Source organism: Colwellia sp. SU-HH01217 (assembly GCF_057543495.1).
Genome location: NZ_BAAJLX010000006.1, coordinates 1 through 19,345, shown reverse-complemented (window position 1 = coordinate 19,345; position 19,345 = coordinate 1). Strand labels below are relative to the sequence as shown.

20 protein-coding genes and 1 tRNA gene are annotated in these 19,345 nt (G+C 36.5%); 10 read left to right on the top strand and 11 right to left on the bottom strand.

Annotated elements, in window-relative coordinates:
* The first annotated feature begins 8 nt into the window (after positions 1 to 8).
* A complete protein-coding gene (locus tag AC27G3_RS09295; protein ID WP_487120925.1) occupies positions 9 to 686 on the top strand; it encodes a nitroreductase family protein in 678 nt (225 codons plus the stop codon).
* Positions 687 to 689: 3 nt separating this feature from the next.
* On the opposite strand, the gene AC27G3_RS09290 is transcribed toward AC27G3_RS09295, so the two are convergent.
* Positions 690 to 923 carry a hypothetical protein gene (locus AC27G3_RS09290; RefSeq protein WP_487120923.1) on the bottom strand — a complete coding sequence of 78 codons (234 nt, stop codon included), beginning with the start codon at positions 921 to 923 and terminating at the stop codon, positions 690 to 692.
* A gap of 26 nt (positions 924 to 949) precedes the next feature.
* Entirely contained in the window at positions 950 to 1,306 is a 357-nt protein-coding gene (locus AC27G3_RS09285; RefSeq protein ID WP_487120921.1) for a ribonuclease E inhibitor RraB, read from the bottom strand.
* A 170-nt stretch (positions 1,307 to 1,476) separates the two neighbouring features.
* On the opposite strand from AC27G3_RS09285, the gene AC27G3_RS09280 reads away from it, so the two are divergent.
* Entirely contained in the window at positions 1,477 to 2,355 is an 879-nt protein-coding gene (locus AC27G3_RS09280) for an RluA family pseudouridine synthase (RefSeq protein ID WP_487120919.1), read from the top strand.
* 20 nt (positions 2,356 to 2,375) lie between these two features.
* Here the strand turns inward: AC27G3_RS09280 and dapA are convergent, their stop codons facing one another.
* The 4 genes from dapA to AC27G3_RS09260 all read right to left on the bottom strand — a co-directional run bounded on the left by dapA (position 2,376) and on the right by AC27G3_RS09260 (position 5,336).
* Entirely contained in the window at positions 2,376 to 3,284 is a 909-nt protein-coding gene (gene dapA / locus AC27G3_RS09275) for a 4-hydroxy-tetrahydrodipicolinate synthase (RefSeq protein WP_487120917.1), read from the bottom strand.
* Between the two features lie 51 nt (positions 3,285 to 3,335).
* Positions 3,336 to 3,716, bottom strand: coding sequence for a hypothetical protein (locus tag AC27G3_RS09270; protein ID WP_487120915.1), 381 nt, complete (start codon positions 3,714 to 3,716; stop codon positions 3,336 to 3,338).
* Positions 3,717 to 3,779: 63 nt separating this feature from the next.
* Positions 3,780 to 4,439: an alpha/beta hydrolase gene (locus AC27G3_RS09265; RefSeq protein WP_487120913.1), complete on the bottom strand. Its 660-nt coding sequence runs from the start codon at positions 4,437 to 4,439 to the stop codon at positions 3,780 to 3,782.
* A 129-nt stretch (positions 4,440 to 4,568) separates the two neighbouring features.
* Entirely contained in the window at positions 4,569 to 5,336 is a 768-nt protein-coding gene (locus tag AC27G3_RS09260; protein WP_487120912.1) for a DUF4097 family beta strand repeat-containing protein, read from the bottom strand.
* A 117-nt stretch (positions 5,337 to 5,453) separates the two neighbouring features.
* On the opposite strand from AC27G3_RS09260, the gene AC27G3_RS09255 reads away from it, so the two are divergent.
* The 4 genes from AC27G3_RS09255 (at position 5,454) to AC27G3_RS09240 (ending at position 9,960) form a co-directional block, all read left to right on the top strand.
* Positions 5,454 to 6,746, top strand: coding sequence for a CinA family nicotinamide mononucleotide deamidase-related protein (locus AC27G3_RS09255; RefSeq protein ID WP_487120910.1), 1,293 nt, complete (start codon positions 5,454 to 5,456; stop codon positions 6,744 to 6,746).
* Between the two features lie 247 nt (positions 6,747 to 6,993).
* The gene (locus tag AC27G3_RS09250) at positions 6,994 to 7,320 is read left to right on the top strand and encodes a hypothetical protein (protein WP_487120908.1); all 327 of its coding nucleotides are present in this window, start codon (positions 6,994 to 6,996) and stop codon (positions 7,318 to 7,320) included.
* Positions 7,321 to 7,387: 67 nt separating this feature from the next.
* Positions 7,388 to 9,076: a flagellar assembly protein A gene (locus AC27G3_RS09245; protein ID WP_487120906.1), complete on the top strand. Its 1,689-nt coding sequence runs from the start codon at positions 7,388 to 7,390 to the stop codon at positions 9,074 to 9,076.
* Between the two features lie 62 nt (positions 9,077 to 9,138).
* Complete coding sequence (locus AC27G3_RS09240) at positions 9,139 to 9,960, top strand: DUF2884 family protein (protein WP_487120904.1); 822 nt, start codon at positions 9,139 to 9,141, stop codon at positions 9,958 to 9,960.
* 25 nt (positions 9,961 to 9,985) lie between these two features.
* Here AC27G3_RS09240 and AC27G3_RS09235 read toward each other — a convergent pair whose 3' ends face one another.
* The gene (locus tag AC27G3_RS09235) at positions 9,986 to 11,644 is read right to left on the bottom strand and encodes an electron transfer flavoprotein-ubiquinone oxidoreductase (RefSeq protein WP_487120902.1); all 1,659 of its coding nucleotides are present in this window, start codon (positions 11,642 to 11,644) and stop codon (positions 9,986 to 9,988) included.
* A gap of 394 nt (positions 11,645 to 12,038) precedes the next feature.
* Between AC27G3_RS09235 and AC27G3_RS09230 the strand changes: the two genes are divergently transcribed.
* The 3 genes from AC27G3_RS09230 to AC27G3_RS09220 all read left to right on the top strand — a co-directional run bounded on the left by AC27G3_RS09230 (position 12,039) and on the right by AC27G3_RS09220 (position 14,290).
* A complete protein-coding gene (locus AC27G3_RS09230; protein ID WP_487120900.1) occupies positions 12,039 to 12,791 on the top strand; it encodes an electron transfer flavoprotein subunit beta/FixA family protein in 753 nt (250 codons plus the stop codon).
* Positions 12,788 to 13,714, top strand: a complete 927-nt coding sequence (locus tag AC27G3_RS09225; protein ID WP_487120898.1) for an electron transfer flavoprotein subunit alpha/FixB family protein — start codon at positions 12,788 to 12,790, stop codon at positions 13,712 to 13,714. The genes AC27G3_RS09230 and AC27G3_RS09225 overlap by 4 nt, the downstream gene beginning before the upstream one ends.
* 297 nt (positions 13,715 to 14,011) lie before the next feature.
* Positions 14,012 to 14,290: a stress response translation initiation inhibitor YciH gene (locus AC27G3_RS09220; RefSeq protein WP_487121265.1), complete on the top strand. Its 279-nt coding sequence runs from the start codon at positions 14,012 to 14,014 to the stop codon at positions 14,288 to 14,290.
* A gap of 208 nt (positions 14,291 to 14,498) precedes the next feature.
* On the opposite strand, the gene AC27G3_RS09215 is transcribed toward AC27G3_RS09220, so the two are convergent.
* Positions 14,499 to 16,115, bottom strand: coding sequence for a sigma 54-interacting transcriptional regulator (locus tag AC27G3_RS09215; protein ID WP_487120896.1), 1,617 nt, complete (start codon positions 16,113 to 16,115; stop codon positions 14,499 to 14,501).
* A 275-nt stretch (positions 16,116 to 16,390) separates the two neighbouring features.
* On the opposite strand from AC27G3_RS09215, the gene megL reads away from it, so the two are divergent.
* The gene (gene megL, locus AC27G3_RS09210) at positions 16,391 to 17,602 is read left to right on the top strand and encodes a methionine gamma-lyase (RefSeq protein WP_487120894.1); all 1,212 of its coding nucleotides are present in this window, start codon (positions 16,391 to 16,393) and stop codon (positions 17,600 to 17,602) included.
* A 105-nt stretch (positions 17,603 to 17,707) separates the two neighbouring features.
* Here megL and AC27G3_RS09205 read toward each other — a convergent pair whose 3' ends face one another.
* The 3 genes from AC27G3_RS09205 to AC27G3_RS09195 form a co-directional block, all read right to left on the bottom strand.
* Positions 17,708 to 18,139 (bottom strand): HIT domain-containing protein, encoded by a 432-nt coding sequence (locus AC27G3_RS09205; RefSeq protein WP_487121264.1) that lies wholly within the window; start codon positions 18,137 to 18,139, stop codon positions 17,708 to 17,710.
* Between the two features lie 14 nt (positions 18,140 to 18,153).
* Positions 18,154 to 19,086, bottom strand: coding sequence for a ribosome biogenesis GTPase YlqF (gene ylqF, locus AC27G3_RS09200; RefSeq protein WP_487120892.1), 933 nt, complete (start codon positions 19,084 to 19,086; stop codon positions 18,154 to 18,156).
* A 143-nt stretch (positions 19,087 to 19,229) separates the two neighbouring features.
* Positions 19,230 to 19,314 (bottom strand) — tRNA-Tyr (locus AC27G3_RS09195).
* Between the last annotated feature and the right edge of the window lie 31 nt (positions 19,315 to 19,345).

Here is a 19,345-nt window from a genome sequence, read left to right as displayed (position 1 = left end):
GACTCTAAATGAAAGAACATGACGCTTCACCACTGACCGATTATATAGAGTATGCCCCTGAAGATATGCTAAATCGCTCCGCTGACTTTTATCACAATATTAAACGCCGTCATAGTATTAGAAAGTTCAGTGATAAAGCCGTTGATAAACAAGTTATAGAAAATTGCTTAAAAGCCGCAGGAACAGCCCCAAGTGGTGCAAATCATCAACCTTGGCATTTTGTAGCGGTTAATAGTTTAGCGGTAAAGCAACAAATAAGAAAACAAGCAGAGATGCATGAACAAGGGTTTTATAATGGTAGGGCTGGAGAAGAGTGGCTAGATGCACTAAAAGCATTAGGTACTGATGCTGAAAAACCTTATTTAGAACATGCACCTTGGTTAATTGCTATTTTTAGTCAAAAAAAAGGCGGTATTTCCATTGAAGATCAAAATCAAAATTACTATGTCCATGAATCGGTAGGCATCGCCACCGGCTTTTTGATTAATGCGCTACATTCATCAGGTTTAGTCACTTTAACTCACACCCCCAAACCTATGTCATTTTTAAATAAAGTTTGTGGTCGTGGTGATAATGATCGAGCATATATGCTACTAGTGGTTGGTTATCCAGCTGAAGATGCGACGATTCCAACTCATGCTCAGGTTAAAAAGCCATTGCAAGATATTGCCACATTTATTGAATAAAGCTCACAAAATAAAATCTAATTGAATATCAGTACAACCTTTATCACAAGCAATATGTGATGACTTGTTTTCACTCGCCGATTCAGCGTTTACAGGTAAGTTAAGCTGTAGTGCTTGTTTGCACTGAGGGCACAAAACTTGTTGCCCTGAAGTGAGCTTTTTTATCATCTGCTTCTGCTGAGCAAAAGAATGTTTACTTTTCTCTTGAAGGGCTGAAAGTTTAGTTAAATCAATCATGCAATACTAAAATAGATAGAGAAAAATTAATAAGGCAGTTTGCTTGAACTTAAGCAATACCAACCATCAAACTGCCCTTTTAAAGGCTCAGCACTTGCTTCTAACAAGCCTTGATAAGCAGCAATGTTTTCATGAGATGGCACAATTTCAGGGTAAGCTGTAATTTCCCAAGGTAATTCGTCATTGTTTTGAAATGGGCAAAACGATAATTTTTGATTATTTTCAAGTAACAATTGACCAAATTTTAGCGCAAGCTCTTCGGTTGGAAACAGTACTGAAAACTCTATCTCTCTTAATGTAGAAAGATCATCACCAGCTTCTTGCATTTTCCATAATGCATCACCAATATTATCTTGTGGGAATAAGGTTAAATCTCGTGACATGGTTCTCTCTCGTTTTGCTGAATCTAAAGTAATCGCTATTTTTGCTTGGTCATTCTATCCTTGAGGTATAAATAAATCGAGCCTTATTTAGAACTCTTGACCTAACTAGCAGCTAATTTGTTAAACTATAACGACTTTCATTTGCCGCATAATAAATACTGATTAATATTTTGACTAAATTTGAGCATCATATCACTATAACAACTGATAATAGCACTGCGATATCTGTATTATCCGAGCACTGTGAGTTAAGTGTTACCAGCATTAAACAGGCGATAAATAAAGGCGCGTTATGGTTAACTAGACGTAAGAAAACGCAACGTTTTCGTCGTATAAAAAAAACACTACAGTTAAATGATGAATTACATTTTTATTATGACCAAGCAGTATTATCGCAAATCCCTATTAGCGCAAAGCTAATCAGTGATAATTCAGACTACAGCGTTTGGTACAAGCCTTACGGTATGTTATCGCAAGGCACTAAATGGAGCGATCATTGCTCCATTACTCGCTATGTTCAACAGAATTTAAGCCCAGAACGTCCTGTTTATATTGTTCACCGATTAGATAGAGCTGCTACAGGCTTAATTATTGTTGCCCATACAAAAGCAGCAGTAAAAGCGTTAACGGCAATGTTTGAAAAACGCGATAGTCAACTAGAAAAGCATTATCAAATAATTGTACATGGTGATCATTCAACTCATGCTCAACCAGAGGTTATTACCGCTGAAATAGCAGGAAAAAAAGCACAAAGTCAGTTTAATTTACTCCGTTACGATAAAACCAATAATCTCTCGTTAATTGCCGTAAAAATTGACAGTGGTAGGAAACACCAAATTAGATTACATGCAGCTAGTGTTGGTTTGCCCGTTGTAGGTGACCGACTGCATGGCGATAAAACAAGACACTACCCAGAAACACTTCACTTACAACTTTCAGCGGTTAGTTTAAGTTTTTGTTGTCCACTTTCTGGCGAAGTTAAACACTATCAATTACCTTGCGAGCTAATGCCAACTATAGAAAAGGTTACTGTGCAATTAACACAATAACCTTTTTTACATATCGTCTGTTAAGCGCAGTAAGTAAAGTCTTCATCTGCCATTAAATTTAATGCGTCACCAACTAACTCACTTTTTTCGAAATCAGATAAAAGTGCAAAACCTATTTTACGCTGCTCTAATGTTAAAGCATGATAAGGTACTCTAAAGTTAGCAGCAACTGCCTCAGTCATCATCATAGCAGTATTTATTGCAATAGGATTAGGCTCACAAAATAACCATTTCATCAAGTTTTGTAACCGATCATTCAAGGTAGGATCGTTATTGTCCATTAACAAGCGCATTAACTCTGGGATAATATTAGACGTAACTGAAATAACACCATGAGAGCCAAGTTCGTGACGACCGACAAAACTTTCATCATCATTACCAGACCAACAAGCAATACCTTTCTTTTCATAATAAGCAATTCGCTCATTTCCTGCACATTCTTTTACACCAATAAAGTTTGGATTAGTAGATAAAGGTTCAATAACTTCTGGTGTTAAGTCTTGACCTGTTCTACCAGGTACATTGTATATAAAAGCAGGACCTACTGATAATACTCGTTGAAAATGATCAGCAACACCAGCGAATGAAGTTCGCCCGTAATATGGGTTAATTTGTAATGCTGCATCCATTCCTGTAGCAAAACCATTTTCTGTCGCTTTAATCGCTTCACGCGTATTATTACTGCCGGTGTTACCGACAATTAATAAATCGTTACTAAAACGATGTGCGCTATGGGCAATCAACATTAAATGCTCTTCCCAACTAAATAAATGCCCTTCACCAGTGGTGCCACCAACAATAATTCCATCTACTCCTGCTGCTATTTGACGTTCAACTAAACGATCATAGCTATCAAGATCTATTTCACCTTTACTAGTAAAAGGCGTTTTTATTGCGGTAATTAAACTTGCGGCTTTAATACGGTTCATTACATTCTCTAAATGGGTAAGTGAGTTGAAAGTTAAACTGAAATCCCTCAGTTAACAGTGGGCAATATTACCAACAACTCGACGCATGATAAACACTTCATTTGTTACTAAATGCTGATATTCAAAAGTTTGGCTAGTTAACTTTACAACACGATAAGCATGATAATTATCACTAAGGGTGAGATCTGCGCTATACAGTTCGTTATCCACTACTTCACTTTTTGTGATAGTAAAGTGAACATCGCCCACCAATCCCCAATCGCCAAGCTCAACACTTTGCTCCAACACAGCACCGTTTACATCCAGCGTTGAAAAAGTAAATTCATAACTTCCGTCTACAAGCAGTTGTGCATATTCACTGATTTGTTGACCTTGCTCGCCAATTTCAAGACGATACCACTGGCCTACTAATTGTTCTCTTGAGTAATTCATATCAGACTTAGTTAATGGTTATTCACTTGGGTTAGCAGCTTTTGATTAAATGCTTATTAAAGATTAAGACTTTAATGCTGCATTAATAAAAGCACTAATATCGCTTACTTGTTCAGCACAAACGCTATGTGGCATAGGGTAATTTTTATACTGACACTGATATTTTTTGTCAGTAAGCAATTTGTTGGCATTTTGTCCTAATGCTTCAGGAACAACAGGATCTTGAGTACCATGCATGATCATAATTGGTAGGTTTGCATTATTATTATCAAAAGTAATGGTGTTTGCAGTCGCAAAATAAGTCGACATTGCAAGTAAACCCGCCAAAGGCTTTTTATAGGATAATGCCGCCTGATAAACTACTGCGCCACCTTGAGAAAAGCCGGCAAGGATAATGCGCTCGCTAGGTATACCACGCGCAATCTCTTGCTCTACTAATGCAATAACTTCATCTGCAGATTGTTCAAGTTGCTTTGTATCTACTTTACGATCAATACTCATATCAAGAATATCGTACCAAGCAGGCATCACCATGCCACCATTAACGGTAACAGGGATTTTAGGTGCATTGGGAAAAATAAATCGAATAGCTAAACTAGGATCTAACATTAACTGAGGTACTATCGCCTCAAAGTCGCGACCATCAGCTCCTAAGCCATGCAACCAAATAATCGCTGCAGTAGGCTCTTTTGCTGTTAAAACTTCAATACAAGATAATGACATAATTTGTCCTTTACTCTTTATTCACCAACAAATTTGTAGATGATAAAAAAACGGCTTAAAAAATTTAAGCCGTGAGTATATCTTGATTTAAAGTAAATTTGCACAATTGCAAAACGGATTGGTTAAAAACTAAAGACTCTTTATTTTAATACTACCATTAACACTTTCTAATGAGATTTCTGCTTGGCCTGTACCAACTTTTCCTTCGAGTTTATTACCTATAAAACTTTTTTTATTCTGCAAACCAAAATCATTCTTAATACTGCCATGAGATGTTTCGGCTTCAATTGATGCATTTAAATCGCTTGGTAAAGTTAACTTTATACTGCCATTAACAGTTTCAATATCGATATCTTTAAAGTTAGATGCAAGTGCTTGATAGACCACCTTGATACTGCCGTTTACTGAGGATATTTCACTGTCGCTCATCAAACCTGTCGCTTTAACTGAGCCATTAACAAGTTCTACATCAATATCACCGTGCACATCTTCAATTATTAAAGATCCATTAACCAAATCAATTGATGAAAGATTAATGTCACTTGGCACCATAATTTGGTATGTCACCTGACCGGAATTATTATTGTTTTTGTCAAAAAAAGATTTATCTTTATACCGTGTTTTAACTTTTATTTCGTTGCCTTTTTGCTGCATTTCAACAGTTATACGCTCTCTTTCTTCCTGTGAATCAGCTTTTATTGTGGCATTAACTTGGACCTGTTGTTTACTCCAACTAATAATTTCAACTTTGCCATTAACGTTATCTAAACTAAGTTCGCTATTAGCATTTACATCAAAAGACTTTTCAATAGTATCAACAACATCCGCATTTACAGAGAGTGTTAATACGCTAAAAATCGTGCCAATGCCTATTGTTTTTAATAGTGTAGTTTTCATGGTATTCCTTTTTTTTAAGTTTTTTCATAAAAATATTTTACAAGTTTAGATGACATCGCAAGTAAAAAGGTTTAAAAGCATATCAATTAATTTTTATTATAAAGTCCTACTCTATTTATGAAAGCACTCAACGTACAATTATTAATGACAGGTAACGAGTTAATGACCGGTGATATTGTTGATAGTAATTCAGCAATGATTGCGCAAAACTTCAAGGAACTAGGGTTAGCTATCAGCCGAAAAGTAACAGTACCTGACGACTTAACTATGCTAAGCGAGGAAATCAAAGCTCTTACTGAAAAAGCCGATATTTTGATTGTTAATGGTGGCTTAGGGCCAACAGTAGACGATTTAACCGCTCAGGCATTAGCATTAACGGTTGATAAACCACTTTGTGAGCATCCTAAAGCGTTGGCACATATTAAATCATGGTGTACTCAACGAGGTGTGCCATTAAATAAGCCTAATTTAAAGCAAGCTATTTTACCTCAAGACTGCGATATCATTTCTAATAGGAAAGGAAGTGCTGTTGGTTTTCAGCTTACTTTCCAAAACTGTATAGTTTTTTGTACTCCTGGTGTCCCTCACGAACTAAGAACGATGCTTAATGAACAGATTTTACCTCAAGTTAAACCACTCGCTCCAAAAGGATTAGCTTTAGCAGTTGAACGATTACAAATTTTTGGGTTAGGAGAGTCAACAATACAAAAGCTTATTGATGATCAATTACCCGATTGGCCTAAAGGTATTGAATTAGGCTTCAGAGCTGGACACCCTTTACTAGAGGTAAAGCTCACAACCGCAACAGCCAAAGCAGATCACTTGAAACAAGAATACTTACCTAAGCTGTATAATGTTTTGGGCGATCATATTCTAGGAAAAGTAGAGCTGTCACCTAAAAGTATTGCAGAATATGTTGTTGACTTATTGATAAAAAACAATCAAAAAATCACTTTGGCTGAGTCCTGCACTGGTGGCTTAATTGCTAGTTTACTGACGCAGGTCTCAGGTGCTTCTCAAGTATTTGAAGCAGGGTTTGTCACTTATTCTAATGGCATAAAATCTAAGATTCTCAAAGTAAACCAACAAGACTTATCTGCCAATGATGCAGTTAGTCAACAAACCGTAATTGCTATGGCGCAAGGGGCACTTGAGCAATCAGCAGCAGACTACACTATTGCTGTTTCAGGCATAGCAGGTCCTAATGGTGGCTCAAAAGAAAAACCCGTAGGAACGGTTTGGCTTGCTTGGGGGAAAAAAGGTCACATTAAAACTCAATGTTTACTTATTCCCTACCCCCGCCAATACTTTCAACAATACGTTGCGGCAATAGGGTTAGACTTAATACGTCGTTTTATATTAAACACATCACAAGTCCCTCATTATATTACTGAACGAGCCGTAAAATAATGGCTATCAGACAGCAGATGTTTTTCTCGCTAATTTTGCTTATTTATTGCTTAATAAAAAAAAAATTTATATATTTAAATAAGAAAATAAGTAGCTTAACTAGAAATACGTAGCTTGATTGCGTAATTTAACAACAATGATATATTGTTTAGCGGTTAACTTTTTCTCAATAGCATTGTTATTTAATGACTAAAAAAAACAAAACTGCATTAATAACTATTATTATCAGCGAGACTTGGAGCCTATTTTGATTGAAAAAAATTTTATTGTTAGCGGCCGTAACACTATCATTCATAAGATAAAAAAATTCGATTTACTCATTGTCAATCCAACGTATGACACAGTGATTGTTAGTAGCCGAGGCATAGGTATTTATAAAGGGCCTATTCCTGCGAAGAAATCAATAGCTAAAAAAGCTTATCAAGAAGTTGTTGACCTATCAGCAAGTGATATTTTTGGTGAAGGAAAAATGTTACTGTTTGTGCAAGCGTTGGATAATCGTGAATATAAAATTGATTACAGTAAAGTCGGGACTCCTGCTTTTATCAAAGTCCACCAAGATAATTACATTTAATCACTTAAATAATTAGTGCCTGCAAAATGTCAGTTGAAGTAATAGTAGTATCAACGAGTATGAAACCATGACCACACTAACCTTAGTAAGTAATGCTAAAAATAATATAGATCTGGTTATCGAGCCAAAAAAAACAGGCGATGCGATTACTGACGCAACTATTGAAGCACTTATAGAAGACTCCGAATTCAAAGCACTGCACATTAACAAAGCTAATGTTAAAAATGCGGTAGCAGAGTTAAATGATGTATTAAAACCGTTACAAGCAGGTAAAACGGGCCGTGAAATTCGTTACCAAATTTTAGAGCGCCTCGATGCAAAGATTACCGTAACGATTGATAACGATGAAATGTCTGCCAGTGCAGAAATTACGACAGCCCTTGGTGGTAAACACCTAAGTGCTAAAGCTATTTTAAATGCTGCGCAAGAAGCTGGCGTTAAAAAAGGTTTCAGTAAAGAGGACCTGATAAAATTAGCGTTATTAGCTTCTAAAGAGCCTGCCGGTACTATCGTATCTTTGAAAATAGCTATGGGCCGTGAAGCAATTAACGGCAAAAATGCCAAAATTATACACTTAGTGCAAAGTGCGCAAGAACGTATTTTACGCCCTAAAGAGCAAGAGGATGGCAGCGTAGATATGCGCGACCTGGGTGATATTGTCTGTGTAAAAGTAGGTGATGCTCTTGCCCAAAAAATTCCTCTCACCCAAGGGAAGCAAGGTTACACAGTAACTGCAACTCCTCTTGAACCAGAACCTGGCGAAGATATCCCTTTTAATGCAGGGGAAGGTACTTCATTCAGTCCTAAAGACGATCATATATTATTATCGAAACTCGTTGGCTTACCTAAAATTATTGAAAATGGTATGGAAGTTGATGAGGTTTATAAAATTAAAAATGTGGATGTCGGCTCCGGCAATATCGAATTTCAAGGGAGTGTAATTATTGAAGGTGATGTCTGTGAAGGCATGAAAGTTATTGCTAGTGGTGACATTACTGTTGCTGGTTTTGTTGAATCAGCAATATTACAGGCAGGTGGAGATATTACCATTCAAGGTGGCATTATCGGTCATAAACAAGATGTTGAAAACACCAAAGTGACCGACTTAAAAATGAGCGCGAATATTTCAACACAAGGAAACCTATACGCGAAATATTGTCAATATGCAGATGTTTCTTGTAGTAAAGATGTCAGAATTGAAAATCAATTAATGCATAGCATTTTCGATGTCGGTGGTCGGCTTTGGTTAGGCAGTGAAGAACAAGCTAATGGTAAAATAATCGGCGGCTATAGTAAAATAGGCACTTCAGTACACGCAGGTATTGTTGGCGCAACAGCTGGCAGTAATACCATTATTAATTTTGAAGCTCGAATGTTAGTGTTTAAAGAGTTGATACTTGATATTGAAACCCGTCTAAAAGTGGACTCAGATAAAACGAATGAACTTAAAGTAGCGACTAATAAGCTCAAAAGTCTTCCTAAAGAGAAAGCCAACCCTGAGATGCTAGCAAAAGTTGTCGCAACTTATCGTCATCATGCCGCTTGCATGGCTAAGGCACTGGAAGAAAAACAAGAAGTAGAAGATAAACTACAAGAGTATATGACAAGTGTGTACATCGAGGCGACAGAGAAGTTGTATCACGGAGTAGAGTTTATCATTGGTGACTTCAATGATAGATCACGACGTGAGTATGGCCCTAGCAGAATGTGTTATAGAGAACGTAAAATTCATATTGACCCCATTGTAAATACTTAATAACTTTTGCGCTTTATTAATAATCACTTTAATAAAAACTTCTACTGTCTTGGAGAATGTTCTTGAATATACTCAAGCCTTTACTGTTACTTACTTGTTTAGTCAGCAACACTGCATTGGCAAAACAATGTTCTGTCAATTTTAATTATGGCATTGTTATCGATCCTAATCATATTCGTATGCTCGATGAGGGAATAACCTATCTGCAAATCAATAATGACAAACAACTTTTTATTAATGGCAGAGAGATTCAGTTAACACTTAAGCAGCAAACATTAATTAATGATTATGCTTTAGGGATCCGTACTCAAATACCTGAAATTGTCTCCATTGCACTAGAAGGTGTTGATATCGGTCTTAAAGCGGTTAATAAAGTTATCGGCGGACTAACGGGTGAAAATAGTGCTTCGCACCAGAAAATACAACAACGCTTCGATGAAATAAAAATGCGAATTTTTATGCGCTTTAATCACAGCGATCAAAATTACTACCTTGCCCGACAAGACTTCGACAACTTTGACGAGCTTTTTAGCGGAGAATTTGAACAGGCACTAGAAGAAATTATTACAGACTCTGTTGGGACTATTTTAATGGCTGTTGGGGAAGCGATGATCACAACCGACAACAATGAACTAAACATTGAACAAAATACCCAAGATATTGAGCAACGAATGGAAAATATGGGGAAAGAGTTAGAGCTAGAAGTGGTAAACCAAACCAATGCTTTAGAAAATAAAGCCGATAAGTTTTGCCAAAGCCTTATAGAGCTCAATAAAATTGAAGAACAACTACAACAAACAATTCGTGAATTAGAAACCTTTAATTTATTAGAAACTCCTACTAACACAAGCAATAAAAAAAACCTGCAAAAGCAGGTTTTTTAAATACATATTAAACGAATATACGTTTTTACATGTTAGGGTAGTTAGGTCCACCAGTACCTTCAGGTGTAACCCAAGTGATGTTCTGACTTGGATCTTTAATATCACAGGTTTTACAATGAATGCAGTTTTGAGCATTTATGACAAATTTATCACCCTCTTCTGCTTCTTCAACTTCGTATACGCCTGCAGGACAATACCTTTGAGCTGGCTCATCAAATTTAACTAAATTAACAGTAATAGGGATAGTATTATCTGCCAACTTTAAATGACAAGGTTGCTCTTCTTCATGATTAGTATTAGATAAAAATACAGAACTTAACTTATCAAAACTTAATTTATTGTCAGGTTTAGGATAATTAATCACCGCAGCTTCTGATGCTAATTTCAACTGCTCATGATCTAAAGAATCATCTTTAAAATTAAATGGCAATTTACCACCAAAGATATTTTGATCAATCATGTTGTAAGCACCACCTATCATAGTACCAAACTTATGCATTGCAGGGCCAAAATTACGGGTATTATAAAGCTCTTCATATAACCATGAATTTTTATAATTTTCAGTGAAAGCGGTTAAGTCTTTTCCGCCATCTTTAAGCTGCGTTTCACTCATTAATGCTTCACAGATAGTTTCAGCAGCTAACATACCTGACTTCATTGCCGTGTGATTACCTTTGATTTTCGCAAAGTTAATAGTACCTGCATCACAACCGACTAATAAAGCACCTGGCATCGTCATCTTAGGTAGCGAATTAAAACCACCTTTTGCCATTGCTCTTGCCCCATAAGAAACACGTTTACCACCCTCTAGGTATTGACTGATTTTAGGATGGTGTTTATAACGCTGAAATTCATCAAATGGACTTAAATGTGGATTGCTATAATTTAAATCTACAATTAAACCAACAAATACTTGATTATTCTCTGCATGATAAAGGTAGCCACCACCATTAGTATCGCTGTCTAATGGCCAACCAGCGGTATGAACAACTAAACCTTCTTGGTGTTTTTCAGGCGCTATATCCCAAATTTCTTTAAAACCAAGACCATAGTGTTGTGGAGATTTATCAGCATCTAAATTAAATTTAGCAATCAGCTCTTTACCTAAATGACCACGACAGCCCTCAGCGAAAACGGTATATTTAGCGCGAAGTTCCATTCCTGGCATAAAACCATCTTTTTGGTTACCTTGAGCATCAAGCCCCATATCACCTGTAATAATACCGCCAACACTACCGTCATCATTATAAATAATTTCTTGGGCGGGGAAGCCAGGAAATATTTCAACGCCCATTTGCTCAGCCTGCTCTGCCAGCCAACGACAAACATTACCCATACTCACAATGTAATTATCGTCATTATGCATGGTTTTGGGCACTGAAAAGTTAGGTAATTTAATCCCGTTACTTTCACTATTTAATAAATAAATATCATCTCCGGTAACTTTCGTTGTTAACGGCGCGCCTTTTTCCTGCCAATCAGGAAATAACTCATTAAGAGCACGGGGTTCAAAAACTGCACCAGAGAGAATATGAGCACCAACCTCAGAGCCTTTTTCAACTACACAGATCATAAGCTCTTGCTCTTTCTCTTGTGCTAATTGCATTAATCGACAAGCAGTTGCTAAGCCAGAAGGACCAGCGCCAACGATTACTACATCAAATTCCATCGATTCGCGTTCCATGATTTCTCCCATTAGTTATTTTATTTCTTAATTTTAACTTAATTAAAACGTGCGTTTGATTTTCAAACACCTGTTTGATAATATCAACCCATTATAGATATTTTGCAAGTAAATACTATCTTGTAATAAACAATTTACGAATAAAGATTGTTTTAATAGATATTGATGACGATTTTATAACATATTACGTTGACGTACACGTAACCTATAACGTAATCTTTTGAGTTAATACTCAAATTTAAAAATACAGCTTACCTAAGGGTAATCTTTTTAACGGTTTACATTCAAATAACTAAGTTTCAAGCAAGTGTAATTATTACCGCCTACACTACTTAATAGGTAATACACTTAATTATAGAATAAACAACCATAACAAGCACAATCAGAGGCAACGATGAAAGTATTAGTACCCATCAAACGCGTTATTGACTACAACGTCAAAGTACGTGTTAAACCAGATAATTCAAATGTTGATCTTGCTAACGTTAAAATGGCAATCAACCCGTTTTGTGAAATAGCTGTAGAAGAAGCTATTCGTTTAAAAGAAGCCGGAGTTGCAACAGAAGTTGTTGCTGTATCAATTGGCACTAAAGCATGTCAGGAACAACTCCGTACTGCTTTAGCTTTAGGTGCAGACCGTGCTATTCAAATTGAAACTGATTTAGAGCTTGATTCAATTAACATCGCAAAACTACTTCAAAAAGTAGTTGAAGAAGAACAGCCTCAATTAGTAATTTTAGGTAAGCAGGCTATCGATAGTGATAATAACCAAACGGGACAAATGTTAGGTGCACTAACAAATATGCCACAAGGTACTTTTGCATCAATTGTAAAAGTTGAAGGTGATAAAGTTAATGTAACTCGCGAAATAGACGGCGGATTACAAACTGTTGCACTTAACCTACCTGCTATTGTAACTACAGATTTACGCTTAAATGAGCCCCGTTACGCATCATTACCTAATATCATGAAAGCAAAACGTAAGCCTTTAGATGTTAAGTCTGCTGCTGATTTTGGCATTGATTTAGCACCTCGTACTAAATTAGTAAAAGTGACTCCTCCTGCAGAACGTCAAGCGGGCATCATTGTTGAAACCATTGATGATTTAGTTGAAAAGTTAAAAAATGAAGCGAAGGTGATCTCATGAGCATTTTAGTATTTGCAGAACATGACAACAAAAGTTTAAAAGCTGATACTTTAAAAACAGTTGCAGCAGCACAAGCCATCGGTGGTGATATTCATTTGTTAGTTGCAGGACAAAACTGTCAAGATGTTGCTAACGAAGCAGCCAAAGTTAACGGTGTAAGTAAAGTTTTCGTAGCAGATAATGCTGCTTACGAGCACCAATTAGCTGAAAATGTCAGTTTACTTGTTACTGAATTAGCAGCCGACTACGAGCATATTTTAGCTACAGCCTTAACCACAGGTAAAAACTTTATGCCTCGCGTTGCAGCCTTGTTAGATGTCACACAAATTTCTGACATTATTGGTGTAGAAAGTAACGATACATTTATTCGTCCAATATATGCAGGTAACGCGATTGCAACAGTACAGTCTTTAGATAGTAAAAAGGTAATAACTGTACGTACAACAGGTTTCGATGCAGTAGCAACTGACGGAAACGCTGAAATAGTTGCGTTAGATTCAGCAACTGACGCAGGTAACTCAAGCCATGTTAGCGATGAATTAACAGTTTCAGCTCGTCCTGATTTAGGTGCAGCGGGCGTTGTTATTTCTGGCGGCCGAGGCATGCAAAATGGCGATAACTTCAAACTACTTGAAGGTATTGCAGATAAATTAGGTGCAGCAATTGGCGCATCACGCGCAGCAGTAGATGCTGGCTTTGTTCCTAACGATATGCAAGTTGGTCAAACAGGTAAGATTGTTGCTCCAGACTTATACATTGCTGTTGGTATCAGTGGTGCAATTCAACATCTTGCTGGTATGAAAGATTCCAAAGTAATCGTTGCGATTAACAAAGACCCTGAAGCTCCTATCTTCCAAGTTGCTGATTACGGTATTGTTGCTGATTTATTTGATGCTCTACCTGAATTAGAAAGTAAATTATAATCTTTCTTTACTAATGTAGGGTGTATTGAACCTTATAATGCTTGGTATTATTAATACCAACAGAGCATAACTTGTAAGATCAACACGCCCTAGTATAATAAAGCCACTCTTGTAGTGGTTTTATTTTGCAAAAAATTTAGTATTAGGTATTAACATATGAAAACTTCTTTCTCTAGTTTAAGCGATCTTGCGAGTGCGCTTGGACACACCCCACCCGACGAAGAAAACAAAAGTAACCACCAAGAGTCAGCTCGAAAAAATAATGAACCACTTGTTTACTCAACAGACGGTGGCCGTATTAAGCAAACAAAACCTTCTGAACTTATCACTGCGAGCGATGGTTTCGCCCGGGTTAAACGAGAAACGAAAGGTAGAAAAGGGAAAGGCGTAATAATAATCAGTGGTTTGGCACTTAGCAGTGCAGATCTAAAAAAAATGGCCAGTAAACTTAAAAAGTCTTGTGGTGCTGGTGGTAGCGTTGTTGGTGAAACAATTGAGATCCAAGGTGATAAACGTGAAAAAATTAAAGCCGCACTTGAAAAGGACGGCTATAAAGTCAAATTTACTGGTGGCTAATTAACCTGAACTCGGTTTAAGAGATGGTTAACAGTTTGAAAAATAGGTAAATAATTATTTTACTCCACTCTAGCTTGATCGTTTTTCTTAATTCAAGGCAAATTTCGCGTCAATAGTTGGCCTATTGCAAGAAATTTAACGAAGAAGTAAGGAAAAATAGCTGCTAGAGAAATATTTGTTAAGCCGAGTTCAGGTTAATTAAGCTAGTTCACTTAACAATACCATGCTCCTTAAGCTTCATTGCTATTTTATTGTGAGAAACATTTAAACGATTTGCGAGTTTTCGAGTCGTGGGGTAAATAGGATAAAGACGGCTTAATAAATTACGCTCAAACCTCGCTTGCATTGTTGCCCAGTTTTCAGAGTCGTTAACATTTTGTTCCACACTGCTATTACTTGATTGAATAACATCTGTTGATCTAGCACTTTTAATTACTCCACTATTCTCAACTGTATTTCTGTTAAATTGAGATAAAGCAGTCACAAGATCTGAATGTTCAATCAGCAATTTGGTATCAAGAGCAACCACTCTAAAAAGAATATTCTGTAATTGCCTAATATTGCCAGGCCAATGGTAATCTAATAAAGAGTTAAGCGCTTGCTCTGTTATTTTAGGTATCGATTGATTGACTTGCTTTGCTGCATTTTCAATAAAGTATTCCGTCAACAAGGGGATATCTTCTACTCGCTCTCTTAATGGTGGTAAGTCTAGGTTTAATACATTTAAACGGTAAAAAAGATCTTCTCTAAAAAGTTTTTTCTCCAATAATGATGTAAAGTCTTGATGACTAGCACTTATTATTCTGACGTTTGCTATTAGCTCTTTGGTTCCGCCAACTCGTCTGTATTTAAAATCTTCTAAAAACCGTAATAACTTTGCTTGCAAATAAACCGACATTTCAGCGACTTCATCTAAAAATATTGTGCCTCCATTTGCTAGTTCAAATAAACCAGGTTTCCCCCCTTTTTGCGCTCCAGTAAAAGCACCTGACGCATAACCAAACAATTCACTTTCAAGTAGGTGTTCTGAGATAGTGGCACAATTTATTGCTAAAAAAGGTGATTTTGCACGACCACTAGCACTATGTAATGCACGCGCAATTAATTCTTTTCCTGTACCTGTTTCACCACTGATTAAAACCGGTAACTCTAACTCAGCAAAACGAAGAGTTTGAGCTATGAGCACTCGCATTTTTGCAGACTGGCCAATAATGCTATCAATCTCTTGCTCTTGCTGAGTTTGCATTAATGATATTTGCCGCCCAATTGTTTTCATTGTACGTAAAATAATAACTGCGCCACTAATTTTAGTTTCGTTAGTAGGCCTGCCACAATCTATAGAGCCTGAAAATATAGGGCTAACATCTGCGACATAAGATTGATCGGCAAATGTTAAAGAACAGGTGATTGGCTTATTGGTAAGGAGTGTCTTGTAATCTTGTTCGATAAAGTTATTTAGAGAAAGTCCTTCAATTGTTTTAATTCCATCAAAAAATAATGCTTGAGCCGACTGGTTAGTAGCAAGAATTATCCCATTATCATCTATATCCAAAATCGGATCGGGTATTCTATCTAGCAAAGCTTGTAAGTGATTTTCACGACGTTCTGTTGGTAGTAATTCGATAACTTGACAGTTAATGACTCCTTCCACATTTTTGAGTATTCGATTAATTTCTTTACTTGAAATCCCCTCTTGTTTTATGTGGATATAACTAAAACAAGGTACCACTTCAATAGCGATCACATCCCAAGATAAATTGGCAAAAACTGACAATATTTCTTGGCTGATGCCTAGTCTATTTTCTGATTCAATCTCTAATTTCATAATGTCTACAATTCATTTCTGTACCAAAATTATGACACCGTACTATAAAAAGTACAAATAAAATATCATATCCCAGGCTGCAGCTTAGTAAAATTAACGGTTAGTTATAAACCAAATCAATTGCTGTAATAATTTTATGACAACAATCATATCTTAGCCTACAATTAACAGTTAAACAATTGATTTATATAAAATAAATAATATTGGCCAACAAATTGCTATCTAAAAATTGCTATTTGATTGAAATAGAATTAAAACATTTTTCAAGGATTACCATGAGCGTAAGCAAACATATCGAAACTCAAGCAATTCATGCTGGCCGAATTAACGATGACCAATTTGGCTCCTTAGCGACCCCTTTATACCAAACATCAACATTTATATTTAAAGACGCTCAAGAAGGAGCAGAAAGATTTGCAGGTGAAGCTGAAGGCTATATTTATACCCGTTTAGGTAATCCCACGACTAGACAGCTAGAGATGCGAGTTGCAGCTATGGAAGAAATGGAAGACGCTGCAGCAACAGCCACAGGTATGGGCGCAGTGTCAGGCGCGTTATTAGCAAACCTTGAGTGCGGCGATCATATTATTTCATCAAGAGCTATTTATGGTTGCTCTTTTGCTCTTATTAACCACCAATTAAAGAAGTTTGGTATTGAAGTTAGTTTTGTTGATATGACAGATCCAACAAATATCGAACAAGCCATACAAGAAAATACAAAAGTTATATTTTTAGAAACACCAATTAACCCAAACCTTGTGGTATTAGATATTGAGGCTATTGCAAATATTGCAAAAAAACATCAAATACTGTCAATTGTCGATAATACTTTCTTAACGCCGGTATTACAAAAGCCTGGTAAGTTCGGCATTGATATTGTCGTTCATAGTGCAACTAAGTATTTGAACGGCCACGGCGATGTAGTGGCAGGCATTATTTGTAGTTCACAAGAACATATAATGAATATTAAAATGACTTCATTAAAAGATATAGGCGCAACAATTAGCCCACATGATGCTTGGTTAATATTACGCGGAATTAAAACATTACCCATTAGAATGGAACGTCATTGTAACAATGCACAAACAATAGCGGAGTACTTAGAAGCGCATGAAGCGGTCGAACATGTCTACTACCCTGGTTTAAAGAGCCATCCAGGACATAAGTTTGTGGGAAAACAAATGAAAGCTGCTGGCGGTGTTATTGCCTTTGAAATAAAGTCTGATTTGTCAGGAGGATCTGAGTTTATTAACCGCATGCGTTTATTTTCAATTGCTGTTAGCTTAGGTGATGCAGAGTCATTAATTCAACACCCTGCTTCTATGACTCATTCCCCTTACACACAGGAAGAAAGACTTGAAGCTGGCATTAGTGATAGTTTAATTAGAATATCTGTAGGTTTAGAGAATGTCGATGATTTGATTGAGGATTTAGAGCAGTCGTTAGCTATTGTCACACATAAAAACAAACACCTGAGTGTTGCTTAAACTCTCCTGACAACTGAAAATCGCTAATAGCTTAAATTAATAACAAAAGTAGTAGTTGAATATTATGACCGAAGATAAAACATTAATCACTCGGTCATATTAGATTTAAGTAAGCTGTCCTATGCTGTTAAGTTGGGGCAGAATTCTATTTTTAATTACTGCGACTTCATCTAAGCTATATGGCGTTGACGCTTGCTGTCCCCATATAGGCTTTGGCCAACAAGGATCGTCTTTATACCGTACAACATGATGCATGTGTAATTGTGGAACAACATTACCCAATGCGGCAACATTTAACTTATCACCTTTAAACTCATTCATTAATAATTCACTTAACAAACTAGATTCATTTAACAATTGTTGTTGATCTTGCCATTCCATTTGATAAATATCACTAATACCAGCTTTTCTTGGAACTAAAATAAACCAAGGGTAAGCACGATCATTACAAAGAAGAACTGAGCACAAAGGTAAGTCAGCTAGCACTATACAGTCTTTTTCAAGTTGAGCATGTAAGCTAAAATTTAAATTCATTATAATCTCAATATTATTTAACGTTTATTTTTTCTGCCGCGCCCACGAGCAGCTTTTTTAGCTTCTCTAGCAGCAACTTTTTTAGCTTCTTGTTCTAAAAAGTAAACTTCTTCACTAGCAACCATAGTTGGATTTTCAAAGGTAATTGGTCCTAATGTTTTATCCCTTATTTCATTAATCAATATTGCTGACGCTTTATGAAAATCGACTATCCCACCACTTTTGACACAACCCCGTCTTTTCCCAATAGCTTCTATTAAGGCAACTTCTTCTTTGGGTAATTCTGTTAATTGATATCGCTCTAAGAGCCTTTGAGAGTAGTTCTCAAGCAAATATTCAGCAGCAAAGCATGCAATATCTTCGTGATCAAATGCTGTGTCTTTGATCGCGCCTGATATTGCTAACCTATAGCCACTATTATCATTCAATATTTTAGGCCACAACATACCAGGAGTATCAAGCAAGTATAACCCTTCTTCTAGCTTGATCCGTTGTTGCCCTTTAGTGACTGCAGGCTCATTTCCTACTTTAGCTTTAGCTTTACCAACTAACGTATTAATTAACGTCGACTTACCAACATTTGGAATTCCCATTATTACAGCATTAATCTGTTTGCCATCTTCATCTTTATTAGGAACCAACGACTTAATTAATGATGGTATTGTTTTAGCAATTGCAGGATTGTCAGTCGTTAATGCTATCGCTTTTACGTTTTGCTGTGCGTCTAAATAATTAAGCCACTCTTGAGTTAATTGAGGATCGGCTAAATCACTCTTATTCAATATCTTAATAAGAGGCTTATCTCCTCGTATTTGAGTGATCATTGGGTTTTCGCTACTAAAAGGTAGTCGAGCATCACAAACTTCTATCACAACATCAATTTGTGGAAGAATTTCTTTTATTTCTTTTTGGGCTTTATGCATGTGCCCAGGAAACCAATTAATTGACATACGATATCTTTGGCAAGTTATTTGTAGGAATTTTAGCAATAAATTAATAAATGAACATTATAAATTTACAACAAGTGCATCTAAATCACTAAAATTGAGACATAAAAAAACCCGTAAACTAAGTTTACGGGTTTAAATAATGATGGTGGAGGGAGGTGGATTCGAACCACCGAAGGCGGAGCCGTCAGATTTACAGTCTGATCCCTTTGGCCACTCGGGAACCCCTCCAGGGGTCGAAAAAATGATCTTAATCATTATC

What these genes read in the sequence shown, in the direction of transcription:
- AC27G3_RS09295 (WP_487120925.1), top strand. Translation starts at nt 9, where the DNA reads ATGAAAGAACATGACGCTTCACCACTGACCGATTATATAGAGTATGCC.
- AC27G3_RS09290 (WP_487120923.1), bottom strand. Translation starts at nt 923, where the DNA reads ATGATTGATTTAACTAAACTTTCAGCCCTTCAAGAGAAAAGTAAACAT.
- AC27G3_RS09285 (WP_487120921.1), bottom strand. Translation starts at nt 1,306, where the DNA reads ATGTCACGAGATTTAACCTTATTCCCACAAGATAATATTGGTGATGCA.
- dapA (WP_487120917.1), bottom strand. Translation starts at nt 3,284, where the DNA reads ATGAACCGTATTAAAGCCGCAAGTTTAATTACCGCAATAAAAACGCCT.
- AC27G3_RS09270 (WP_487120915.1), bottom strand. Translation starts at nt 3,716, where the DNA reads ATGAATTACTCAAGAGAACAATTAGTAGGCCAGTGGTATCGTCTTGAA.
- AC27G3_RS09265 (WP_487120913.1), bottom strand. Translation starts at nt 4,439, where the DNA reads ATGTCATTATCTTGTATTGAAGTTTTAACAGCAAAAGAGCCTACTGCA.
- AC27G3_RS09260 (WP_487120912.1), bottom strand. Translation starts at nt 5,336, where the DNA reads ATGAAAACTACACTATTAAAAACAATAGGCATTGGCACGATTTTTAGC.
- AC27G3_RS09255 (WP_487120910.1), top strand. Translation starts at nt 5,454, where the DNA reads ATGAAAGCACTCAACGTACAATTATTAATGACAGGTAACGAGTTAATG.
- AC27G3_RS09245 (WP_487120906.1), top strand. Translation starts at nt 7,388, where the DNA reads ATGACCACACTAACCTTAGTAAGTAATGCTAAAAATAATATAGATCTG.
- AC27G3_RS09235 (WP_487120902.1), bottom strand. Translation starts at nt 11,644, where the DNA reads ATGGAACGCGAATCGATGGAATTTGATGTAGTAATCGTTGGCGCTGGT.
- AC27G3_RS09230 (WP_487120900.1), top strand. Translation starts at nt 12,039, where the DNA reads ATGAAAGTATTAGTACCCATCAAACGCGTTATTGACTACAACGTCAAA.
- AC27G3_RS09225 (WP_487120898.1), top strand. Translation starts at nt 12,788, where the DNA reads ATGAGCATTTTAGTATTTGCAGAACATGACAACAAAAGTTTAAAAGCT.
- AC27G3_RS09215 (WP_487120896.1), bottom strand. Translation starts at nt 16,115, where the DNA reads ATGAAATTAGAGATTGAATCAGAAAATAGACTAGGCATCAGCCAAGAA.
- megL (WP_487120894.1), top strand. Translation starts at nt 16,391, where the DNA reads ATGAGCGTAAGCAAACATATCGAAACTCAAGCAATTCATGCTGGCCGA.
- ylqF (WP_487120892.1), bottom strand. Translation starts at nt 19,086, where the DNA reads ATGTCAATTAATTGGTTTCCTGGGCACATGCATAAAGCCCAAAAAGAA.